Origin of the sequence: Faecalibacterium sp. DFI.5.82 (assembly GCF_029076575.1) — a bacterium.
GTDB classification, from domain to species: domain Bacteria; phylum Bacillota; class Clostridia; order Oscillospirales; family Ruminococcaceae; genus Faecalibacterium; species Faecalibacterium duncaniae.
Genome location: NZ_JARFIS010000005.1, coordinates 111119 through 128748 on the forward strand (window position 1 = coordinate 111119; position 17630 = coordinate 128748).

Consider the following 17630-nt stretch of genomic DNA (forward strand, 5'->3'; position numbering starts at 1 on the left):
CATGTTCGGATATGTTATCCCGAATCAGGCCGCACTCAGCCCGGAGGCACAGGCGCGGTACCGCGCGGCCTACTGCGGGCTCTGCCGCCGCATTGGCGCGCTGCACGGCACCCGGGGGCGGCTGACCCTGAGCTATGACCTGACCTTTCTGGATCTGCTGCTGTGCAGCCTGTATGAGGGCGAAAGCGCCTGTGCGACAGGCTGTGACCACTGCCCCATCCACCCCATCCGGAAGGTGGAGTGGCGTTCCAGCGGCCCCACCGATTACTGCGCGGACCTGAGCGTGGCTTTGCACTACTACAACGCGCAGGACAAGTGGAACGATGACCACAGCCTGCTGGGCCTGGGCTTTGAAAAGCTGCTTGCTGCCCCCACGCAGCAGGCCGCCGCCCGCTGGCCCCGCCAGTGCAGCGCCATCCGCACCTGTCTGGATCGGCTGGCCCGGTACGAAGCCGAGGGCAGCGAGGATCTGGATGCCGTTTCCGGCTGCTTTGGGGAACTGATGGCCGAGCTGTTCGATTACAGGCAGGACCACTGGTCGCCGGAGCTGCGCAGCATCGGCTTCAATCTGGGCAAGTATATCTACCTGCTGGATGCCTACGACGACTTGGCCCGGGACGAGCGCAAGGGCGCATACAATCCCCTGCGCACCCTGAGCAGAGAGCCCGGGTACGAGGAAGAGATGCGGGAGATCTTTGAGCTGCTGCTGGCCAACTGCGCCCGCAGCTTTGAGCGCCTGCCCTGTGTGGAGGACGTTGACCTTCTGCGCAACATCCTGTATTCGGGCGTGTGGCTCAAATATCACTGCAAAAATGCAAAAAAGAAGGACAAAACCGCCTGATCCCGGCGGTTTTCCTTGATTTTTCCGTTCCAGTCCTGTACACTAAAGATTGCTTGTGCGGCACAATGGCCGCACAGATGGTAATAGAGACGTGAGGAAGTAGACCGATGAGAGACCCCTATGAGGTTCTGGGCATCCAGCGCGGTGCCAGTGAAGACGAGATCAAAAAGGCTTACCGTGCCAAGTGCAAGCGCTGGCACCCTGACCTGAACCCCAACGACCCCACCGCCGAAGAGCACTTCAAGGAGGTGCAGGCGGCATACGATGCCATCACCAAGGGCGAGACCGGCCCCCAGATGGGCGGCGGCTACGGCGGTGCCTACGGCCAGCAGAGCGGCCCCTCCTACGGCGGCTATCAGCAGGGGTACCAGCAGAACGGTTACTCCAACGGGGATTTCGGAGACTTCGGCTTCGGTTATGACCCCTTCGGGTTCGGGTTTGGCTTTGGCGGCAATTATCAGCAGCAGCGCGGCCCCGGCTACAACGGTGCAGACACGCCTGAGATGCAGGCCGCACGCAACTTCATCGTCAACCAGCGCTACCCCGAGGCCCGCCGCGTGCTGGACGGCATCACCGTGCGCACCGCCCGGTGGTACTATCTCTCCTCGCTGGCCAATCAGGGCCTGGGCAACAGCATCGATGCCCTGCAGGATGCCCGCCGCGCCGCCCAGATGGAGCCCGGCAACACCGAGTACCAGATGAACCTGCGCAATCTGCAGGACCCGGGCCGCACCTACCGCACCCAGACCACCTACGCCCAGCCCGGCGGCCTGATGCGCTGGTGCTGGAGCATGATCCTGCTCAACCTGCTGTGCAACTGCTGCTGTGGCGGCGGCTGGGGCTGGCGGTTCCGGATGTAAGCACAAAAATGATATAAGGACAATTAAAAAATCCCTCCCTGCCGGCGTGGCAGGGAGGGATTTTTGCTGTTTGATTACTGGATCACAATGGTCCGGCTGATCTCGCTGCTGGAGTAGTTTCCGGCGGCCTTGGCCGTCTGGACATACTCGCCGGGTTCGGTGGGGAACCCGCTCTGGGTCGTACCCAGGAAATCGAAGAGACCGCTCTTCTTTTTATAGGTGTAGGTCACCTTGCCGCCCTCGACCACCTGGCCGTCGCTTTCGACCACTGCGGTGACGTTGTAGTTCTGGGCTTCCGCCGCAGTCATACTGGCGGGGAGCTCCTGTGCCCAGTAGACACGCACCCCCGCACTCTTGGGCTTGATGCGGAAGAACGCCATACCGGCGGTGTTCACATCACCGGATTCCAGCGCCACAGCGCCGCCCACATAGTTGCCGGCTTCCGTGGGCTGCTCGTCCAGATAGATGCGGCTGAACACGCCCTCGGGCAGATATTTGCGGATGAGCTCCAGCGACAGCTTCATGCCGGTGGAGACATCCTTCAGCGTGGGGATGTAGAATTTCAGGACATCCATCACAGAGACCACTTCATCAGCCACCCGCAGCAGCACGCTCACGTCGTTGCCATCGATCAGCTGCTTGATGTAGGCGTAGATGTTGAACTCCTCTTCCTGCTCAGGGTTCGCCGACATCTTTTTCGGCAGGGGGATCATTTTGAGCAGGGTGCGGATCTTGCCCGAAAGAATCAGGGTCACATAGCCCTGCGCTTCGCCGCTGGTGCCCATCACCACGCCGATATACTGGGTATCTGCCGGGGTGGTCTGGACGCTCAGGGTAAAGGGGGAGCCATAGGTCAAGTCCCCGTCTGCGGTCAGGCGGATCGAGACAACGCTGTTGTTCTCATCCACGCCTGCGGTGGTCAGGTCAGGCAGTTCGCTGCCCGCCGAAGCCGCCAGCGCCGGTGTGGCCGCCGCACTCAGGGCGAACACTGCCGCCAGCAGCAATGAGATCAGCCGTTTGGTTTTCATCAGCCAAAGACCTCCTTTTATATAGGTTCTTGTATCATGCAAAAATAAGGGTGCGTGGAACACACAGCACAGTGTTCCCGCACCCTCATTTTACCGCATTGTACCGTACAGGTCAATAACGGGATTCAAGTTAAATTTTGCTCAGCTGCGGGCCCTGGGCGGTATCTTTGACAGCCCAGCCCATCTCGGTGAGCTGCGCACGGATGGCATCCGCAGCGGCCCAGTCCTTGGCCTTCTTGGCGGCGGCACGCTTTTCCACCAGCTCCGTCACCTCGGCGGGCACCTCGTCCTTCTTGCGGTTATACATCAGGCCCAGCACGCCGGTGATCTCATCGAACGCCTTGGCGGCAGCCTCCAGCGCAGCCTTGGAGGAGGCAGCGGACAGGGTGTTGATCTCCTTGACCAGATCGAACACGGCAGCCAGCGCATCGGGGGTGTTCAGGTCATCGTCCATGGCCTTGCAGAACTTGGCGCGGGCCTCGTCGGCCTTGGCAGTCAGGGTCTCATCGGTGCCGAACGCGGTCTTGCTCAGGGCAAAATCGAGGTTCTCGCGGCAGGTGTAAAGGCGCTCCAGGCTGTTCTTGCAGCTCTCGATGAGGTCCACGGTGTAGTTCAGGGGCATCCGGTAGCCTGCGGTCAGCATGAAGTAGCGGATGGGCTCGTAGCCGTAGAGGTCTGCCACATCGCGGACAGTGAAGAAGTTGTGCAGGCTCTTGGACATCTTCTGGTTATCCACGTTGATGAAGCCGTTGTGCATCCAGTAGTGGGCAAACTCGCAGCCGTTGGCGCACTCGCTCTGGGCGATCTCGTTCTCGTGGTGGGGGAAGATCAGATCCTGACCGCCGCAGTGCAGGTCGATGGTCTTGCCCAGATGGGTACGGCTCATGGCACTGCACTCGATATGCCAGCCGGGGCGGCCCATGCCATAGGGGCTTTCCCAGGCGGGCTCGCCGGGCTTGGCAGCCTTCCAGACGGCGAAGTCAGCGGGGTCTTCCTTCAGGTCATCCTCCATCTGGCTGCGCAGCTCACGGTTGCCGCTCTCCAGATCGTCCAGCTTGAGGTGGCTCAGCTTGCCGTACTCCGGGTCACTCTTGACGCGGAAGTAGACATCCCCGTTCTTGGCAACGTAGGCGTGGCCGGAATCGATCAGGTCCTTGACGATGTCCAGGATCTGCTGGATGTGCTCCGTTGCACGGGGCTGGACGGTGGGCTTTTTGCAGTTCAGACCGGCGGCATCCTTGAGGTACTCGGCCTCAAAGCGCTGGGCCACTTCCTTCATGGAGGTGCCCTCCTCCTGGCCCTTCTTGATGAGCTTATCATCAATATCGGTGATGTTGGAGACATAGATGACCTTGTTGCCGCGGTATTCCAGATAGCGGCGCAGGGTATCGAACACGATCAGCGGGCGGGCGTTGCCGATGTGGATATAGTTGTAAACGGTGGGGCCGCAGACATAGATGCGGTATTCGCCGGGCACCTGCGGCACAAACTCTTCCTTCTGGCGGGTCAGGGTGTTGAAAATCTGCATAAGAACTCTCCTTCTTGTAGGGCAAACAAAAGCCGCAGCAGAACCTCTCAGTCTCGCTTCGCTGACTTACGAAAACAGAGAAGTAAAAAAGCCCCCGATGTGATACAATCTCCCATATCACATCGAAGGCGGTTTTCAAAATCGCGGTTCCACTTCTGTTTGTCGCTCAAAGCCGATAACGGCGGCTGCCGCGCCGCGATACTCCCCAGCAGGTTTCCCGCGGCGTGCTGTCCGGGCGCACTTCACACATGCTGCTGCAAACAGGCTCCCAGCCAACGGCCCGTTCTCTCTGTCCAGCTCACCTTTGCGCTACTCTGCCCGGGTATACGCATTTTTCCTGATACATCTGTATTATAGCTGGGCCGGGGGGAGAAGTCAAGCAGAACGCAGGCACTGGCATTTCAGAAGCCCCCTGCCCCGATTCAATCGATCTCGTGCTTTTTACAGAAGTGCTTACTGGCAAAGTACATTCCCGCCCAGATGGCGATGGCAAGCACGAGGTAGAACGGGTTCTTCATGGCAGACACCAGCGACTGTCCGAAAAGGGCCATCATGGCCACCATCACGCCCTTGCCCAGCAGCATGGTGACAAGGTAGCGCTTCTCGTCAAAATCAGAGATGCCAAAGGCAAAGTGCATAAAGGACGAGGGCGTAAAGGGCAGGAGCGACAGCATGAACAGGGACGCGGTGTCGAACCGGCTGACCCATTGCTCCGCCTTTTGCAGCTTAGCCGAGCGGCGGGCAAATTTCCAGAAAAAACGCTTGACGACACGCCGCCAGAGCAGGAACATCACAGTGCCGCCCAGCATCACCCCGGCCCAGCTGTACACAAAGCCCAGAAGCCCGCCGTGGGCCGCAACATTCAGCGCCACAATGGCGATCAGCGGCAGCGGCGGAAAAAAGGATTCCACCATCGCAAGGATCACGGGCGCAATGGGGCCAAGGCCGCCAAAGCCTTCCAGCAGGGCCTCCCAAAATTCCAGCGTTCCCAGCTGGTGGAGCCAGCCTATCATCGTCATTTCCATCCCGCGTGTTCCTTCCCTCTCATTTTTCTTTAGTATATCCGGTTTCTATGACACGCCCGTGAACAAAATACGAGCTTTTTTTGTCATATCACCTATACTACGAGACTGCGGGGGCCTTTCCTGCACAGGGCGGGGATCTTTATGCTTTTCCGGCGGCTTCAGCGGCGGCCTTTTCGGCCCGGGCCTGCATCCGCTCGATCTGCTGGGTGCGCATCCGTTCCCAGCGGGCAAGGCCGGCTTCGTCCGGGATCTGGACGCAGCGGGCAAAGCTCCAGTGCAGGCCGTCCCGCCGGGCCAGCTTATAGCGCTGGAATACGCCCTTTCCGGCCTCATTGCCGGTACCGGCGCAGGCAGGGCAGACCGACAGAGTATACCAGCCGCTGTTGCCCTTTTTCAGCCAGATATCGTCCGGCTGCAGATCCCCGCCGCACACCGGGCAGCTGGCAGTGATGATCTTTGGGTCGCTGCGCCAGGTGGACTGCTCCACATAGCCGCGGAACACCCGGAAGTCCCGGTAATCGCCGGGGGCGGGGCAGAGGCTTGCCCGCAGGGATTCCTCCTCGGTGGGGTAGGCCGCCAGACCCGCCCGCAGGTCAAGCTTGCGGCAGACATCGGCGGTATAAAGGGTATCGGACAGGGCATCGTGGAACGGGCGCTCCATCGGGATGCCCATCCGGGTCACAACGCTTTCCAGCGTCATGCCCTCGCCCTCCTTGCGGGGGTGCTCCCGCAGGAAGATCTGCTGCAGATCATACCACTGGGTGGGGCGGCTCTCGTCCAGATTGCAGAGGAAAAGGTTCTGCTTGAGCACCGGCACATCATCCATGCCCCACTCGGCAAACTCGGCATCCGGGCCGCACCACTGCATAAAGCGGCGCAGCCCCTGCACGATGGGCTCGCCCCGGTCCAGGTCGGCCTGGGTCAGGCCCGTCACCTTGGCGATGTGGTGCTGCAGGGTGCGGAAAATGCGGGGCCGCAGGTGGATGGAGAAGGTATCCAGCACGTTGGCATCCTCGTCGATCTTCACCGCGCCGATCTCGATGATCTCGCCCCGGAAGGTCTGCTGCACGCCATGATAATTAAAGGTGTACGGCTTATAGCCGATGTTCCATTCCAGATCAAATAAAACCAGATTGCGTGGCATTGTTGTTTGTGTTCCTCTCATCAATCAAAATCCGTGGTATGTAATTTTCACTATTGCATCCGGTGGAAACCAACTTCCCTTACTAAAGTTCGTTTCACCATTTATCGAAATCGACTCAACTTTCCCTTCTCTTTTCAAGAGACCTACAATCAAATCATGCTTGTTTACAAGCTGAACGTATTCAAAGCCCTCGCTTATAAACAGCAACCTTGCATCTTCATAATCCAAATCTTTTAAACTTTCTTCTGTTCCGGATATTGGCGCTTTAACTTCACCGTTTGCACGGTGAACCATGTTTCCAACTTCGGCTCCCACAAAAAGAAGTCCCGATAGCAGAAATAATATTATCAACACTTTCCAGCCAGCTTTTTCGTTTTCCCTGGCCTGCTCATACTCTTGCTGTCTCGTCCTTTCTCTGTACTCGTGTTCCATTCGAACCCGCTCAGTTCTCTCTTTGGATCTTTTTGTTTTTTCTTTTTCTTTGAAAACTTCGTCTATGTGCGGAAAATCCATTTGTAACTTTTTTCCACAGTAAGGGCAATATAAAAGCAGTTTTTCTTCATCCACTTCCATTTCCGCACTGCAACTTGGGCAAACCAGTTTAACCGTTTTCATGTTTGTTCTCCCACTCTTTGAAAACACTCACGCCCTATATTTTACTTCCGCAATACCCGCAGAATCGTGCTCCTGCTCCGACAAGCTTCTCTCCGCAATATGGGCAGTACCGTTCTGACCGCTTTTTCTTCTCACCTTTTATTTCCTCAAGTTTGTCAAGCTCCTCCTCAAAGGCATCGTCAACACATTCCGGGAAATATTTTATTGCGTCGCTTATTCTTCCTGCAATTGTTCGCGGAATCTCCGAATCATCATTATCTGTCGACATCCAAAACTTTCCCGTCAAATGTCCATAGTCGCTGAAGTCAATCTTAAAATTCCAATCTGTAATCCCGCTTTGCGAATGAACTGTTCCTATAACAACCATTTCATCTACTTTCAGTTCAGACAAACGTTTAATGCCCTTACCAGCGCGTTTCGCAATTACTTCAAATTCTTCTTGAGTTATTCCATCATCAAAAATGCATTCTGCCGATTTTCTTCGTTCTTCCTCAGCATTTTCTATTTTTCGTTGCTCAACATTTTTAGCTGATGCATGTAAAACCGCTCCAACAACACCCACAGCTGCAACTGCTTTCCAAAAGTTACTCATACTGCATTTTCTTTCATTTATTAGTTCAGAATAAACTTCTCGATAGCTTCCGCCACGCCGTCGTGGTTGTTGTCGGCGGCGGTGACGTAATCGGCCACAGCCTTGACGGCATCCTCGGCATTCTGCATGGCAACGCCCACCCCGGCATAGGAGATCATGGAGCGGTCGTTCAGGCCGTCGCCGCAGGCCATCAGGTTCTCCCGGGTCAGGCCCATCCGCTCCAGCAGGGCGGCAAGGCTCCTGTCCTTTGCCACGCCCAGCGGCACGGCCTCGATGAAGAAGGGGCTGGAGGGGTACAGGTCGATACGGCCCGCAAACTGCTCCTTTCCGGCGGCACAGACAGCATCCCGCCGGGCAGGGTCAAGGGTGATGAGCATTTTGCAGATCGGATAGTCCACATAGGAGGCCAGATCATCCACATGGATCATCGGCAGCTTTGTGGTAAAGCACTCCTTGTTTGCCCACACGTCCTGATCCCGCTCACACACGATGCCCTCGCTGTTATAGGTCAGGATGGCCACATCCTGCCGGGCTGCAAATTCGCAGAGCTCCGGAACGAACTCCGCTCCCAGCTGCACCTGATACAGGGCCTCGCCGGTCACGCAGTCCACGATCTTGCCGCCGTTGTAGGCCAGCACACAGCCGCCCTTTTTGTCCAGCCCCAGCTCCTTTGCCAGCGGCAGAATGCCCGCTGTGGGGCGGCCGGAGGCCAGCACGATGGTCACGCCCTGTGCGGCGGCGGCATCCAGCGCCGCGCGGGTGCGGGGGGTAACGATCTTTTCATCATTGGTCAGGGTACCGTCCAAGTCCAGAGCCAGCACCCGGATATTCGATCTTGCCATGATTTTTATTCCTCGTTCTCAGGCAGGGGCTTCCCGCCGGATATTTTATTACTTACCCATCTATTTTACAATGCTTTCCCTTTTCTGTAAAGCAGGAAACCTGTTCCCCGCCCAGAGACAAGCAAAAAAGCCGCCCGGCGAGCAAAACCGGACGGCTGAGAAGGAAGAAAACGCGGTGTTACAGGATGTCGATGTATTCCCCGGCCAGTGCCTTGTTCATGCTGCGGACGGCGCAGAACTTGCCGCACATGGAGCAGGTGTCGCTGTGGTCATCCTCGGGCAGGCGGGCATCCCGGATGGCCTTGGCGGTCTCGGGGTCGAGAGCGCAGGCGAACTGGGCATCCCAGTCCAGCACGCGGCGGGCATCGCCCATCTTGTCGTCGATATCCCGGGCATGGGGGATGCCCTTGGCGATATCAGCCGCATGGGCGGCGATCTTGGAGGCCACGATGCCCTGCTTCACATCGTCCACGTTGGGCAGAGCCAGATGCTCGGCGGGGGTGACATAGCACAGGAAGGCTGCACCGCTCATGGCGGCAACGGCACCGCCGATGGCAGCCGTGATGTGGTCATAGCCGGGGGCAATGTCGGTGACGAGGGGTCCCAGCACATAGAAGGGAGCGCCCATGCAGATGCTCTTCTGCACCTCCATGTTGGCGGCCACCTGATTCAGGGGCACATGGCCCGGGCCCTCCACCATGACCTGCACGTTGTGTGCCCAGGCGCGCTTGGTCAGCTCGCCCAGACGCACCAGCTCTTCGATCTGGCAGACATCGGTGGCATCGGCCAGGCAGCCGGGGCGGCAGGCATCGCCCAGCGAGATGGTCACGTCGTGCTCGGCGCAGATCTCACAGATCTCGTCAAAGTGCTCGTAGAAGGGGTTCTCGTTGCCGGTCATGCTCATCCAGGCAAACACCAGAGAGCCGCCGCGGCTGACGATGTTCATCTTCCGCTTGTGGGTGCGGATCTGGTCGATGGTCTTGCGGGTGATGCCGCAGTGCAGGGTGACAAAGTCCACGCCGTCCTCAGCGTGCAGACGCACCACGTCGATGAAGTCCTGCGCGGTCAGGGTGGCAAGGTCGCGCTGATAGTGGATGACGGAATCGTACACGGGCACAGTGCCGATCATCACGGGGCACTCGTGGGTCAGCTTCTGGCGGAAGGGCTGGGTGTTGCCGTGGCTGGACAGATCCATGATGGCTTCCGCGCCCATATTGACGGCGCTCATCACCTTTTCCATCTCCACGTTGTAATCCTTGCAGTCGCGGGAAACGCCCAGGTTCACGTTGATCTTGGTGCGCAGCATGGAGCCGATGCCCTCGGGGTTCAGGCAGGTGTGGTGCTTGTTGGCGGGAATGGCCACCTTGCCCTCAGCCACCAGCTGACGGATCTCCTCCGTGGTGCGGTATTCCTTTTTGGCCACGATCTCCATTTCCGGCGTGACGATGCCCTTGCGGGCAGCGTCCATCTGTGTGGTGTAGTTCTGCATGGTACTTTCCTCCAAATGTTTCTTTTATCTTGAACAGCGCTTTGCGCGCTGAACGTACCGGAAATAAGTTTTTGCGCAGCCTTTCCTCTGTGCGCAATTGGCTCCCCCTTTGGGGGAGCTGGCATCGCGCCAGCGATGACTGAGAGGGCGAGCCGCCTTACAGCTGCTCCGCCAGTGCCTTCAGCTCCCTGCACTCGGCCTCGATGTCCTCCGCGCCGAAGATCGCGCTGACAAGGGCCACACCGTTCACACCGGTGCCCTTGAGCCGGAGCAGGTTCTCCTTGTGGATGCCGCCGATGGCCACAACGGGGATGTCCACGGCATCGCAGATGGCTTTCATCATGCCCTCGGGCAGAACGTCCACGTCTGCCTTGGTGTGGGTAGAGAAGGCTGCACCCACGCCCAGACAGTCGGCACCGTGCCGGACGGCCTCCAGGGCCTCCTCCACGCTGTGGACGGATACGCCGATCATCATCTCATCGCCCACGCGCTGGCGCACCTGAGCAGCGGCCATATCTTCCTGCCCCACATGGATGCCCTCGGCGTGGCAGCGGATGGCAATGTCCACGTTATCGTTGATAAAAAAGGGCACATTGTATTTTTTGCACAGGTCGTGGAGCTCAAACGCCTCCTTCAGGAAGGCTTCCTCGTCCAGCTCCTTTTCCCGCAGCTGAACACAGGTCACACCGCCCTTCAGGGCGCTCTCCACCTGCTGATAGAGGGTCTGACCGCCCACCCAGGCACGGTCGGTGACGGCGTAGAGCCGCATATATTCTTCAGCGCACTTCATACTTGGCACCCTCTTCCAGCTGAGCCGGAGTCATATTGTAAATGGCATCAATGATGTAATTGCGGTAGGTAGCGTTGCCGTCCAGCGGGGTCAGCCGTGCATGGGCGATCTCGCCCGCAAGGCCCATGGCGCAGACGGCGGCAGCCGCAGCCTCCAGCGGCTGGCTGGGGTTGGCAGTGATAAAGGCCGCCGTCAGGGCGGAGAGCTGGCAGCCCGTGCCGGTGATGGCGCTCATCATTGGGTGGCCGTTGCGGATGCAGTAGGCTTTTGCCCCATCGGCCACGATGTCAATGGCACCGGTGATGGCCACAACAGCACCGGTCTTTGCGGCAAATGCCTTGGCAAAGGCCACCGCGCCGTCCAGATTTTCCTCGGTGACCCTGTCGGCCACATCGGCATCCACGCCCTTGGTGGTGCCCGCGCCGGAAGCCAGCGTCTTTACCTCGGAGATATTGCCCCGGATGACCGTGAACCGCACCTCGTCCAGCAGGCGGTAGGCCGTCTCGGTGCGCAGGGCAGAAGCGCCCGCGCCCACAGGGTCCAGCACCACGGGGTGGCCCAGTGCATTGGCCTTTTTGCCTGCCTTGAGCATGGATTCAATGGTGCGGCTGTTCAGGGTGCCGATGTTGATGTTCAGCCCGCCGCAGATGGTGGTGATATCCTCCACCTCGGCGGCATCGTCGGCCATAATGGGCGAAGCACCGCAGGCCAGCACCATGTTGGCGCAGTCGTTCACGGTGACGTAGTTGGTGATATTATGGATAAGGGGGCTTTTGGTGCGGACATTGGCAAACTGCTCTGCAAACATGACGCACCCCCGTCAGGAAAGGCGGCTCTGCATGGAACGCAGGGCACCGGAGTGCTGCAGGCTGTACACCAGCACGCCCGCAATGACCGCACCCACAGCGGTGGAGATGAGGAAGGGCACGATGTAGGCATAGAACGCGATGTCACCGGCGCTCTTGCCCATCAGGCAGATGGCCACCGGGTAAGCGCACAGGCCGCCCAGAATGCTGGTGCCGAACACCTCGCCCACCAGGGTGGCGATCAGGTTTTTGGTCTTTGCGTAGACCAGGCCGCAGAGCAGGGCACCGAACATGCTGCCCGGGAAGGCCATCAGGCTGCCCAGACCCAGGATATTGCGGAGCAGCGAGGCCACAAAGGCCACGCCCACGCCCCACCAGGGGCCCAGCAGCACGGCGCAGAGCACATTGACCATGTGCTGCACGGGGGCGCACTTGCTGCCGAACATCGGGAAGCTGAACACACTGCCCACCACGCACAGGGCGCAGAACATTCCAGCGAGAGCCAGCTTTTTCACAGAGAATTTTTTCATTGGAAACTCCTCTTTCTCAAAAAGCGGTCGAGGCTTGCTGGCCTCCTCTCACGCCGGAACACGGCTTCCCATCGCAGTTATTTCAAGGCTCAGGGCGCTCCCCCTCAGCCCGGAGCCGCCCGTTGCGGCGGCTTGCGGCAACAAAAAAAACAGGAGACACCACAGCGGTGCCTCCTGCAAAAAATCATTTTCCTATGACTTCCTACGGCGGCATTATCCGCATCAGGTCAAGGGTCGAAGTTTGGTTACTTCCTCTCAGCCCGCCTCACGAGCTCCCCTGTGTTTTGTTTTTCGTAGGGTATTGTACACCCGCCGGGGCAAAAAAGCAAGAACAAGTTTTTCTTTCGCCTTTTTGCCAAATCGCTTTTACAATTTCCCGGATTATGTTATACTTGTCCCAAATTTCGCAGCGCCCGGGGGAGCCATTCCCCGCTTTGGGGCACTGCCCGGCACAAAAGGAGATTGAAGTTATGGGTCTCATCAAAGCAGCCATGGGCGCGGCATCCGGCGTGATGGGCGACCAGTGGAAGGAATATTTTTATTGTGATGCTCTGCCTGCGGAGGTGCTGGCCGTCAAGGGCCAGAAGCGGACCAATGGCCGCTCTGCCAACCGGCACGGCAGCGAAAACGTCATCTCGGACGGCTCTGTGATCGCCGTGGCCGACGGCCAGTGCGTGCTGATCGTGGAGCAGGGCAAGGTGGTGGACCTCTGCGCTGAGCCCGGCGAGTACACCTACAGCACCGGCACCCAGCCCTCCCTGCTCAGCGGCGGGCTGAAGAACATCGACAGCGTGTTTGCCGAGCTGGGCAAGCGGTTCAGCTTTGGCGGGCAGGCCGGTTCCGACCAGCGCATCTACTATATCAATACCCGGGAGCTCACCGGCAACAAGTACGGCACCCCCAACCCGGTGCCTTTCCGGGTGGTGGACCAGCGCGCCGGCATCGACATTGACATCGGCATCCGGTGCTTCGGCGAATACAGCTACCGGGTGGTCAACCCCATCCTGTTTTACACCAATGTCTGCGGCAATGTGGAAAACGCCTACACCCGCGACGCGCTGGACAGCCAGCTCAAGACCGAGCTGATGACCGCCCTGCAGCCCGCCTTTGCCCGGATCAGCGAGCAGGGCATCCGCTACTCCGCCCTGCCCGGCCACACCGCCGAGCTGGCCGAGGCCCTGAATCAGGAGCTGAGCGCCAAGTGGAGCAGGCTGCGCGGCATCGAGATCGTCTCTCTGGGCGTTTCCGGTGTCAAGGCCAGCGAAGAGGACGAGCAGATGATCAAGGAGCTGCAGCGCAGTGCGGCCTTTATGGACCCCACCCGCGCCGCCGCGCATCTGGTGGGCGCACAGGCCTCCGCCATGCAGGCTGCCGCCTCCAACACCGCCGCCGGTCCCGCCATGGCCTTTATGGGGATGAACCAGGCCGCTGCAGCGGGCGGTGTCAACGCCCGGGATCTCTACCAGATGGGCGGCCAGCAGACCGCCGCGCAGCCTCAGGCCGCACCGGCCGCTGGCTGGACCTGCAGCTGCGGCCACACCGGCAACACGGGCAAGTTCTGTGCCGAATGCGGCAAGCCCCGGCCCGAAGCCCCGGCTGTCTGGGTGTGCAGCTGCGGTGCAAAGAACAGCGGCAAATTCTGCTCGGAGTGCGGCAGACCCCGGCCCGCCGCCAAGTGCGCCAACTGCGGTTTTGTGCCTGCCGACCCGGCCAACCCGCCCAAGTTCTGCCCCGAGTGCGGCAAGCCCTTTGGGGCCTGAGAGGGGTCTGACGCATGGCTGAAAAGACAACGAATTATCAGTGCCCGGCCTGCACCGGCCCCCTGCACTACGATGGTGCCAGCGGCAAGCTGGTCTGCGATTACTGCGGCTCGGCCTACGACGTAAAGGACATCGAGGCCCGCTACGCCAAAAAGCAGGCCGCTGCCGACACTGCCGCCGAGGGCGATGCCAAAAAAGCCGCCCGCCTGCCCCGGCAGGACAGTCCGGTGTGGAGCGAGGCCGAGGCGGAGGGCCTGAACAGCTACTCCTGCCCCACCTGCGGAGCCGAGCTGGTCTGTGACGAGACCACCGCCGCCACCACCTGCCCCTACTGCGGCAACCCCACGGTGCTGGGCGGCAAGCTCTCCGGCAAGCTGAAGCCGGAATACATCCTGCCCTTCAAGCTGGACAAAAAGACCGCCATTGCCCAGCTGACCAGATATTACAAGGGCAAGGCTTTCCTGCCCAAGGCGTTCAAGAGCCAGAACCACATCGCGGAGATCCAGGGCGTATATGTCCCCTTCTGGCTCTACGATGCCAAGGCCGACGCGCGCGGCCGGTACGAGGGCCAGAACTCCGAGAGCCACCGCGAGGGCGATTACATGGTGACCACCACCCAGCACTACGATGTGCGCCGCGAGGGCTCGGCCGCCTTTGCCAAGGTGCCGGTGGATGGCTCCAGCAAGATGCCCAACACCCACATGGATGCCATTGAGCCCTTTGATTACGGCGACCTGAAGCCCTTCTCCACTGCCTACCTGCCCGGCTATCTGGCCGACCGGTATGACGAGGATGCCGATGCCTGTGCCGAGCGCGCCTACCGCCGGATGTACAACTCCACGGCCGATGCGCTCCACGCCACCACCGGCGGATACAGCGAGATCCACCCCATTTCCGAGAACATCAACGTGGATATGACCCACGCCCACTACGCCCTGCTGCCGGTCTGGATGCTCCACACCCGGTGGAAGGACAAGGACTTCCTGTTCGCCATGAACGGGCAGACCGGGCGGCTCATCGGTGACCTGCCGGTGGACAAGAGCCGGGTGGCCGCGTGGTTTGCGGGCATCAGCCTGCCCCTGATGGCAGTGCTGGCGTTCCTGCTGTTGTTATAAGGGGGTGGCAGAATGAAACACACTGCAAAACGCTTTGCCGCCCTGCTGGCCGCTCTGGTGCTGGCGCTCTGCCTGAGCATCCCCGCCTTTGCCGCCGCGCCGCTGGTGCGGGACGAGATGGGCCTGTTCGATGCGGATACTTACAGCGAGCTGGAAGCTTCCGCCGAAGCCGCCAGCAACGGCCACGACTGCGACGTATATTTTCTCGTGGTGGACAGCATCGGCGATGCCGACCAGCGCCAGTACGCCAAAGATTACTACCTTGCCAACGGTCTGGGCAGCGGCTCTGAACAGAGCGGCATCCTCTTCCTGCTGGCAGTCGGCTCCCGCAAGTATGTCACCATCACCTACGGCGGCGGCGTGACAGCCTTTACCGATTACCGCATCGAGCAGATCGAAGATGCCGTTGTTCCCTATCTCTCGGACGACGACTGGACCGAGGCCGCCTCCGAGTACCTCTCCATGTGCGCCGACACGCTGGATTTCTACGCTGAGCACGGCGAACCGCTGGATGTTGACAACGATACCAGCGGCTGGCCCATCCTGCTCCTCATCGTCATCGGCGTGCCCATGATCATTGCCGGTATCGTCTGCGGCGTGCTGTACAGCCAGATGAAAACAGCCCGGCTCAAGACCGAGGCCAACGATTACATCGGCGCAGGCTTAAAGCTGCGGGTGCAGATGGACAACTACACCCACACCGACCGTGTGCAGGTCTACGACCCGCCCCACGAGGAGAGCAGCAGCTCCGGCGGCTCCTCCGTGGACAGCGACGGCTTTGGCGGCTCCTCCGGCGGCTCGTTCTGAGCGCCCTTTTTTCCAGCAATAAACCACCGGTTCTGCCGGTGGTTTTCGCTTGTTTTTATTTCCGCGTAACATGCAAAAGAAAGGAAACCCAACGAATGTCAAAGAAGATCACCGCCCTGATCCCCGGAGCCGCGCTGGCACTGGGCATCGCCTGCATCGCCAAGTGGCTGGAAACGCTGGAAAGCAGCGCCGGGCTCCACCTCATTGGCGCATCGGTCATCGCCCTGTTTATCGGCATGGCCATCAATGCGTTTTTCCAGCCCAACAAAACAACCGCGCCGGGCATCAAATTCACCTCTAAGAAGGTCCTGAAATTCGCCATCGTCCTTCTGGGTGCCAGCCTGAACATCCGCACCGTGCTGACCGTGGGCCGTTTTTCGCTGACGGTCATGCTCTTCACCCTGGCCACCTGCTTTGGACTGGGCGCGCTGATCGGCAAAGCGCTCGGGCTCAACTGGAAAACCAGCAGCCTGATCAACGCCGGAACCGGCATCTGCGGCGGCTCTGCCATTGCCGCCATTGCACCGGTGATCGAGGCCGATGACATGGACATCGCCTACGGTATGTCCGCCACCTTCCTGTTCGATACGGTGATGATCGTTGTGTTCCCGCTCCTTGGCCGGTGGCTTGGGCTTTCCGATGCCGCATTCGGTCTCTGGGCCGGTACGGCGGTCAACGATACCTCCAGCGTTGTAGCCACCGGTTACGCTTTCAGTGAAGCAGCCGGCGACTTTGCAACGATGGTCAAGCTGACCCGCACGCTGGCGATCATTCCGGCTGTTCTGGTCTTTGCCGCCATCAACCTGCACCTGAAAAAGAAAGAGAGTGCTCAGGCCAACGGTGTCAAGGTGCGCATCCGTTCCATTTTCCCCTGGTTCATCCTTGCGTTCCTTGCCATGTCCCTGCTGACCAGTCTGGGCCTTCTGCCCGCCGGGCTGGTTTCCGGCCTGAAGACCATCAGCAAGTTTCTGATGGTCGCGGCTCTGGCGGCCATTGGTCTGAACACGAACTTTAAATCGCTCTGCCGTTCCGGCGCAAAGCCCATGCTGCACGGCTTCATCATCTCCACATTGGTCGTTCTGGTCGCCATTGGCGTTGAGTACATGATCGGCATTGCACCCTACGGCACGCTGTAACGCTCCTGCCAGCTGAATTTCCCCACAAAGAAAGAGCAGTGCTCTCCAATGGGTTCACCCACCGGAAGCACTGCTCTTTTATTGTTCCGCTTTGCTCCACAAACGCGAACTTGTCGGGGCGAGGCCCCTCCATCTGCTCTCGCAGACCGTTCGGTCACTTAAAAGCCCCACTGGGCTTTCATTGCTTCGCAAACGCGAATTTCACTTACTTAGATAATGGCAATGTCAATTTTCCTGATAATAAAAAATACAGCAGAAGTAAACCAACTATAATTAGAATACCGCCAACCACTTTAATGCCAATTCGATTAACCTTGTTATTTTTTATAATTTTATTTGCAAAAACCAATAGTAGCGCACCAACTACTATAATAAAAACAGATATTAACGGATACATGAGTTTTCTCCTTTCAAATTCCAGTTTATTGAACCAAGACGAGTATACCACACTCTCCCATGAAAGAACAGGCGGATATAGCACAAAAGGCAGGATGCCATCGCCATGATGATACCCTGCCTTTGGTCGTTGCTGTTCGGGGCCAGCGTTCGGACATTTGTTGGACTTCGATAGTGCTCTTGTTGGAGAGCGTCTGCCCCAAAACCTGCTGGAACCGAGTACGGCAAACTGGAACTTGTCGGGGCAAAGCCCCTCCATCTTGCTACGCAAGACCGTTCTGTCGCTTAAAAGCCCCACTGGGGCTTTCATTGTTCTGCTTCGCTCC

The 17630-nt window shown here is 59.1% G+C and carries 18 protein-coding genes and 1 riboswitch; of the genes, 6 read left to right on the forward strand and 12 right to left on the reverse strand.

Translation table 11 applies throughout. The annotated features are described in order from the left end of the window. The first annotated feature begins 1 nt into the window (after position 1). Together P0G09_RS08375 and P0G09_RS08380 are read left to right on the forward strand one after the other, a co-directional pair. Positions 2 to 841 carry a DUF5685 family protein gene (locus P0G09_RS08375; RefSeq protein ID WP_156058907.1) on the forward strand — a complete coding sequence of 280 codons (840 nt, stop codon included), beginning with the start codon at positions 2 to 4 and terminating at the stop codon, positions 839 to 841. Positions 842 to 948: 107 nt separating this feature from the next. Then, entirely contained in the window at positions 949 to 1701 is a 753-nt protein-coding gene (locus tag P0G09_RS08380) for a J domain-containing protein (protein ID WP_005930092.1), read from the forward strand. A gap of 74 nt (positions 1702 to 1775) precedes the next feature. Here P0G09_RS08380 and P0G09_RS08385 read toward each other — a convergent pair whose 3' ends face one another. The 11 genes from P0G09_RS08385 to thiW form a co-directional block, all read right to left on the reverse strand. Further along, positions 1776 to 2729, reverse strand: a complete 954-nt coding sequence (locus tag P0G09_RS08385) for a hypothetical protein (protein WP_275252427.1) — start codon at positions 2727 to 2729, stop codon at positions 1776 to 1778. Positions 2730 to 2859: 130 nt separating this feature from the next. Then, the gene (cysS, locus tag P0G09_RS08390; RefSeq protein WP_005930099.1) at positions 2860 to 4257 is read right to left on the reverse strand and encodes a cysteine--tRNA ligase; all 1398 of its coding nucleotides are present in this window, start codon (positions 4255 to 4257) and stop codon (positions 2860 to 2862) included. 422 nt (positions 4258 to 4679) lie between these two features. Continuing rightward, entirely contained in the window at positions 4680 to 5282 is a 603-nt protein-coding gene (locus P0G09_RS08395; protein ID WP_117505552.1) for a VTT domain-containing protein, read from the reverse strand. A 139-nt stretch (positions 5283 to 5421) separates the two neighbouring features. Continuing rightward, positions 5422 to 6426, reverse strand: coding sequence for a 3'-5' exonuclease (locus P0G09_RS08400; protein WP_275252428.1), 1005 nt, complete (start codon positions 6424 to 6426; stop codon positions 5422 to 5424). 24 nt (positions 6427 to 6450) lie between these two features. Further along, complete coding sequence (locus P0G09_RS08405; RefSeq protein ID WP_275252429.1) at positions 6451 to 7041, reverse strand: hypothetical protein; 591 nt, start codon at positions 7039 to 7041, stop codon at positions 6451 to 6453. Positions 7042 to 7075: 34 nt separating this feature from the next. Beyond that, positions 7076 to 7633 (reverse strand): zinc ribbon domain-containing protein, encoded by a 558-nt coding sequence (locus P0G09_RS08410; RefSeq protein ID WP_275252430.1) that lies wholly within the window; start codon positions 7631 to 7633, stop codon positions 7076 to 7078. 20 nt (positions 7634 to 7653) lie between these two features. Next, entirely contained in the window at positions 7654 to 8475 is an 822-nt protein-coding gene (locus tag P0G09_RS08415) for a Cof-type HAD-IIB family hydrolase (protein WP_097770189.1), read from the reverse strand. Between the two features lie 178 nt (positions 8476 to 8653). Continuing rightward, entirely contained in the window at positions 8654 to 9964 is a 1311-nt protein-coding gene (thiC, locus tag P0G09_RS08420) for a phosphomethylpyrimidine synthase ThiC (protein ID WP_005930119.1), read from the reverse strand. A gap of 157 nt (positions 9965 to 10121) precedes the next feature. Next, on the reverse strand, positions 10122 to 10754 hold the full coding sequence (gene thiE / locus P0G09_RS08425; RefSeq protein ID WP_005930122.1) for a thiamine phosphate synthase: 633 nt from the start codon (positions 10752 to 10754) through the stop codon (positions 10122 to 10124). After that, positions 10741 to 11562, reverse strand: coding sequence for a hydroxyethylthiazole kinase (gene thiM, locus P0G09_RS08430; RefSeq protein ID WP_156070417.1), 822 nt, complete (start codon positions 11560 to 11562; stop codon positions 10741 to 10743). Before thiM ends, thiE begins: the two co-directional genes overlap by 14 nt. 12 nt (positions 11563 to 11574) lie before the next feature. After that, positions 11575 to 12090: an energy coupling factor transporter S component ThiW gene (gene thiW / locus P0G09_RS08435; protein WP_227622611.1), complete on the reverse strand. Its 516-nt coding sequence runs from the start codon at positions 12088 to 12090 to the stop codon at positions 11575 to 11577. A gap of 182 nt (positions 12091 to 12272) precedes the next feature. Next, a riboswitch (TPP riboswitch) is annotated at positions 12273 to 12379 on the reverse strand. Positions 12380 to 12560: 181 nt separating this feature from the next. On the opposite strand from thiW, the gene P0G09_RS08440 reads away from it, so the two are divergent. The 4 genes from P0G09_RS08440 (at position 12561) to P0G09_RS08455 (ending at position 16908) form a co-directional block, all read left to right on the forward strand. Continuing rightward, positions 12561 to 13850, forward strand: a complete 1290-nt coding sequence (locus tag P0G09_RS08440) for an SPFH domain-containing protein (protein WP_227612667.1) — start codon at positions 12561 to 12563, stop codon at positions 13848 to 13850. 14 nt (positions 13851 to 13864) lie between these two features. After that, the gene (locus P0G09_RS08445) at positions 13865 to 14965 is read left to right on the forward strand and encodes a Trm112 family protein (protein WP_207697521.1); all 1101 of its coding nucleotides are present in this window, start codon (positions 13865 to 13867) and stop codon (positions 14963 to 14965) included. Between the two features lie 12 nt (positions 14966 to 14977). Then, positions 14978 to 15772 (forward strand): TPM domain-containing protein, encoded by a 795-nt coding sequence (locus P0G09_RS08450; protein ID WP_275252432.1) that lies wholly within the window; start codon positions 14978 to 14980, stop codon positions 15770 to 15772. 95 nt (positions 15773 to 15867) lie between these two features. Beyond that, a complete protein-coding gene (locus P0G09_RS08455) occupies positions 15868 to 16908 on the forward strand; it encodes a YeiH family protein (RefSeq protein WP_156058891.1) in 1041 nt (346 codons plus the stop codon). 205 nt (positions 16909 to 17113) lie between these two features. Here the strand turns inward: P0G09_RS08455 and P0G09_RS08460 are convergent, their stop codons facing one another. Next, positions 17114 to 17614, reverse strand: coding sequence for a hypothetical protein (locus tag P0G09_RS08460; RefSeq protein WP_275252433.1), 501 nt, complete (start codon positions 17612 to 17614; stop codon positions 17114 to 17116). Positions 17615 to 17630: the final 16 nt, after the last annotated feature.

Coding starts and splice junctions, on each gene's coding strand:
- P0G09_RS08440 (WP_227612667.1), top strand. CDS start 12,561: ATGGGTCTCATCAAAGCAGCCATGGGCGCGGCATCCGGCGTGATGGGC.
- thiM (WP_156070417.1), bottom strand. CDS start 11,562: ATGTTTGCAGAGCAGTTTGCCAATGTCCGCACCAAAAGCCCCCTTATC.
- P0G09_RS08455 (WP_156058891.1), top strand. CDS start 15,868: ATGTCAAAGAAGATCACCGCCCTGATCCCCGGAGCCGCGCTGGCACTG.
- P0G09_RS08395 (WP_117505552.1), bottom strand. CDS start 5,282: ATGGAAATGACGATGATAGGCTGGCTCCACCAGCTGGGAACGCTGGAA.
- P0G09_RS08380 (WP_005930092.1), top strand. CDS start 949: ATGAGAGACCCCTATGAGGTTCTGGGCATCCAGCGCGGTGCCAGTGAA.
- P0G09_RS08415 (WP_097770189.1), bottom strand. CDS start 8,475: ATGGCAAGATCGAATATCCGGGTGCTGGCTCTGGACTTGGACGGTACC.
- P0G09_RS08400 (WP_275252428.1), bottom strand. CDS start 6,426: ATGCCACGCAATCTGGTTTTATTTGATCTGGAATGGAACATCGGCTAT.
- P0G09_RS08375 (WP_156058907.1), top strand. CDS start 2: ATGTTCGGATATGTTATCCCGAATCAGGCCGCACTCAGCCCGGAGGCA.
- P0G09_RS08385 (WP_275252427.1), bottom strand. CDS start 2,729: ATGAAAACCAAACGGCTGATCTCATTGCTGCTGGCGGCAGTGTTCGCC.
- thiE (WP_005930122.1), bottom strand. CDS start 10,754: ATGAAGTGCGCTGAAGAATATATGCGGCTCTACGCCGTCACCGACCGT.
- P0G09_RS08460 (WP_275252433.1), bottom strand. CDS start 17,614: ATGAAAGCCCCAGTGGGGCTTTTAAGCGACAGAACGGTCTTGCGTAGC.
- P0G09_RS08410 (WP_275252430.1), bottom strand. CDS start 7,633: ATGAGTAACTTTTGGAAAGCAGTTGCAGCTGTGGGTGTTGTTGGAGCG.
- P0G09_RS08445 (WP_207697521.1), top strand. CDS start 13,865: ATGGCTGAAAAGACAACGAATTATCAGTGCCCGGCCTGCACCGGCCCC.
- thiC (WP_005930119.1), bottom strand. CDS start 9,964: ATGCAGAACTACACCACACAGATGGACGCTGCCCGCAAGGGCATCGTC.
- P0G09_RS08450 (WP_275252432.1), top strand. CDS start 14,978: ATGAAACACACTGCAAAACGCTTTGCCGCCCTGCTGGCCGCTCTGGTG.
- thiW (WP_227622611.1), bottom strand. CDS start 12,090: ATGAAAAAATTCTCTGTGAAAAAGCTGGCTCTCGCTGGAATGTTCTGC.
- cysS (WP_005930099.1), bottom strand. CDS start 4,257: ATGCAGATTTTCAACACCCTGACCCGCCAGAAGGAAGAGTTTGTGCCG.
- P0G09_RS08405 (WP_275252429.1), bottom strand. CDS start 7,041: ATGAAAACGGTTAAACTGGTTTGCCCAAGTTGCAGTGCGGAAATGGAA.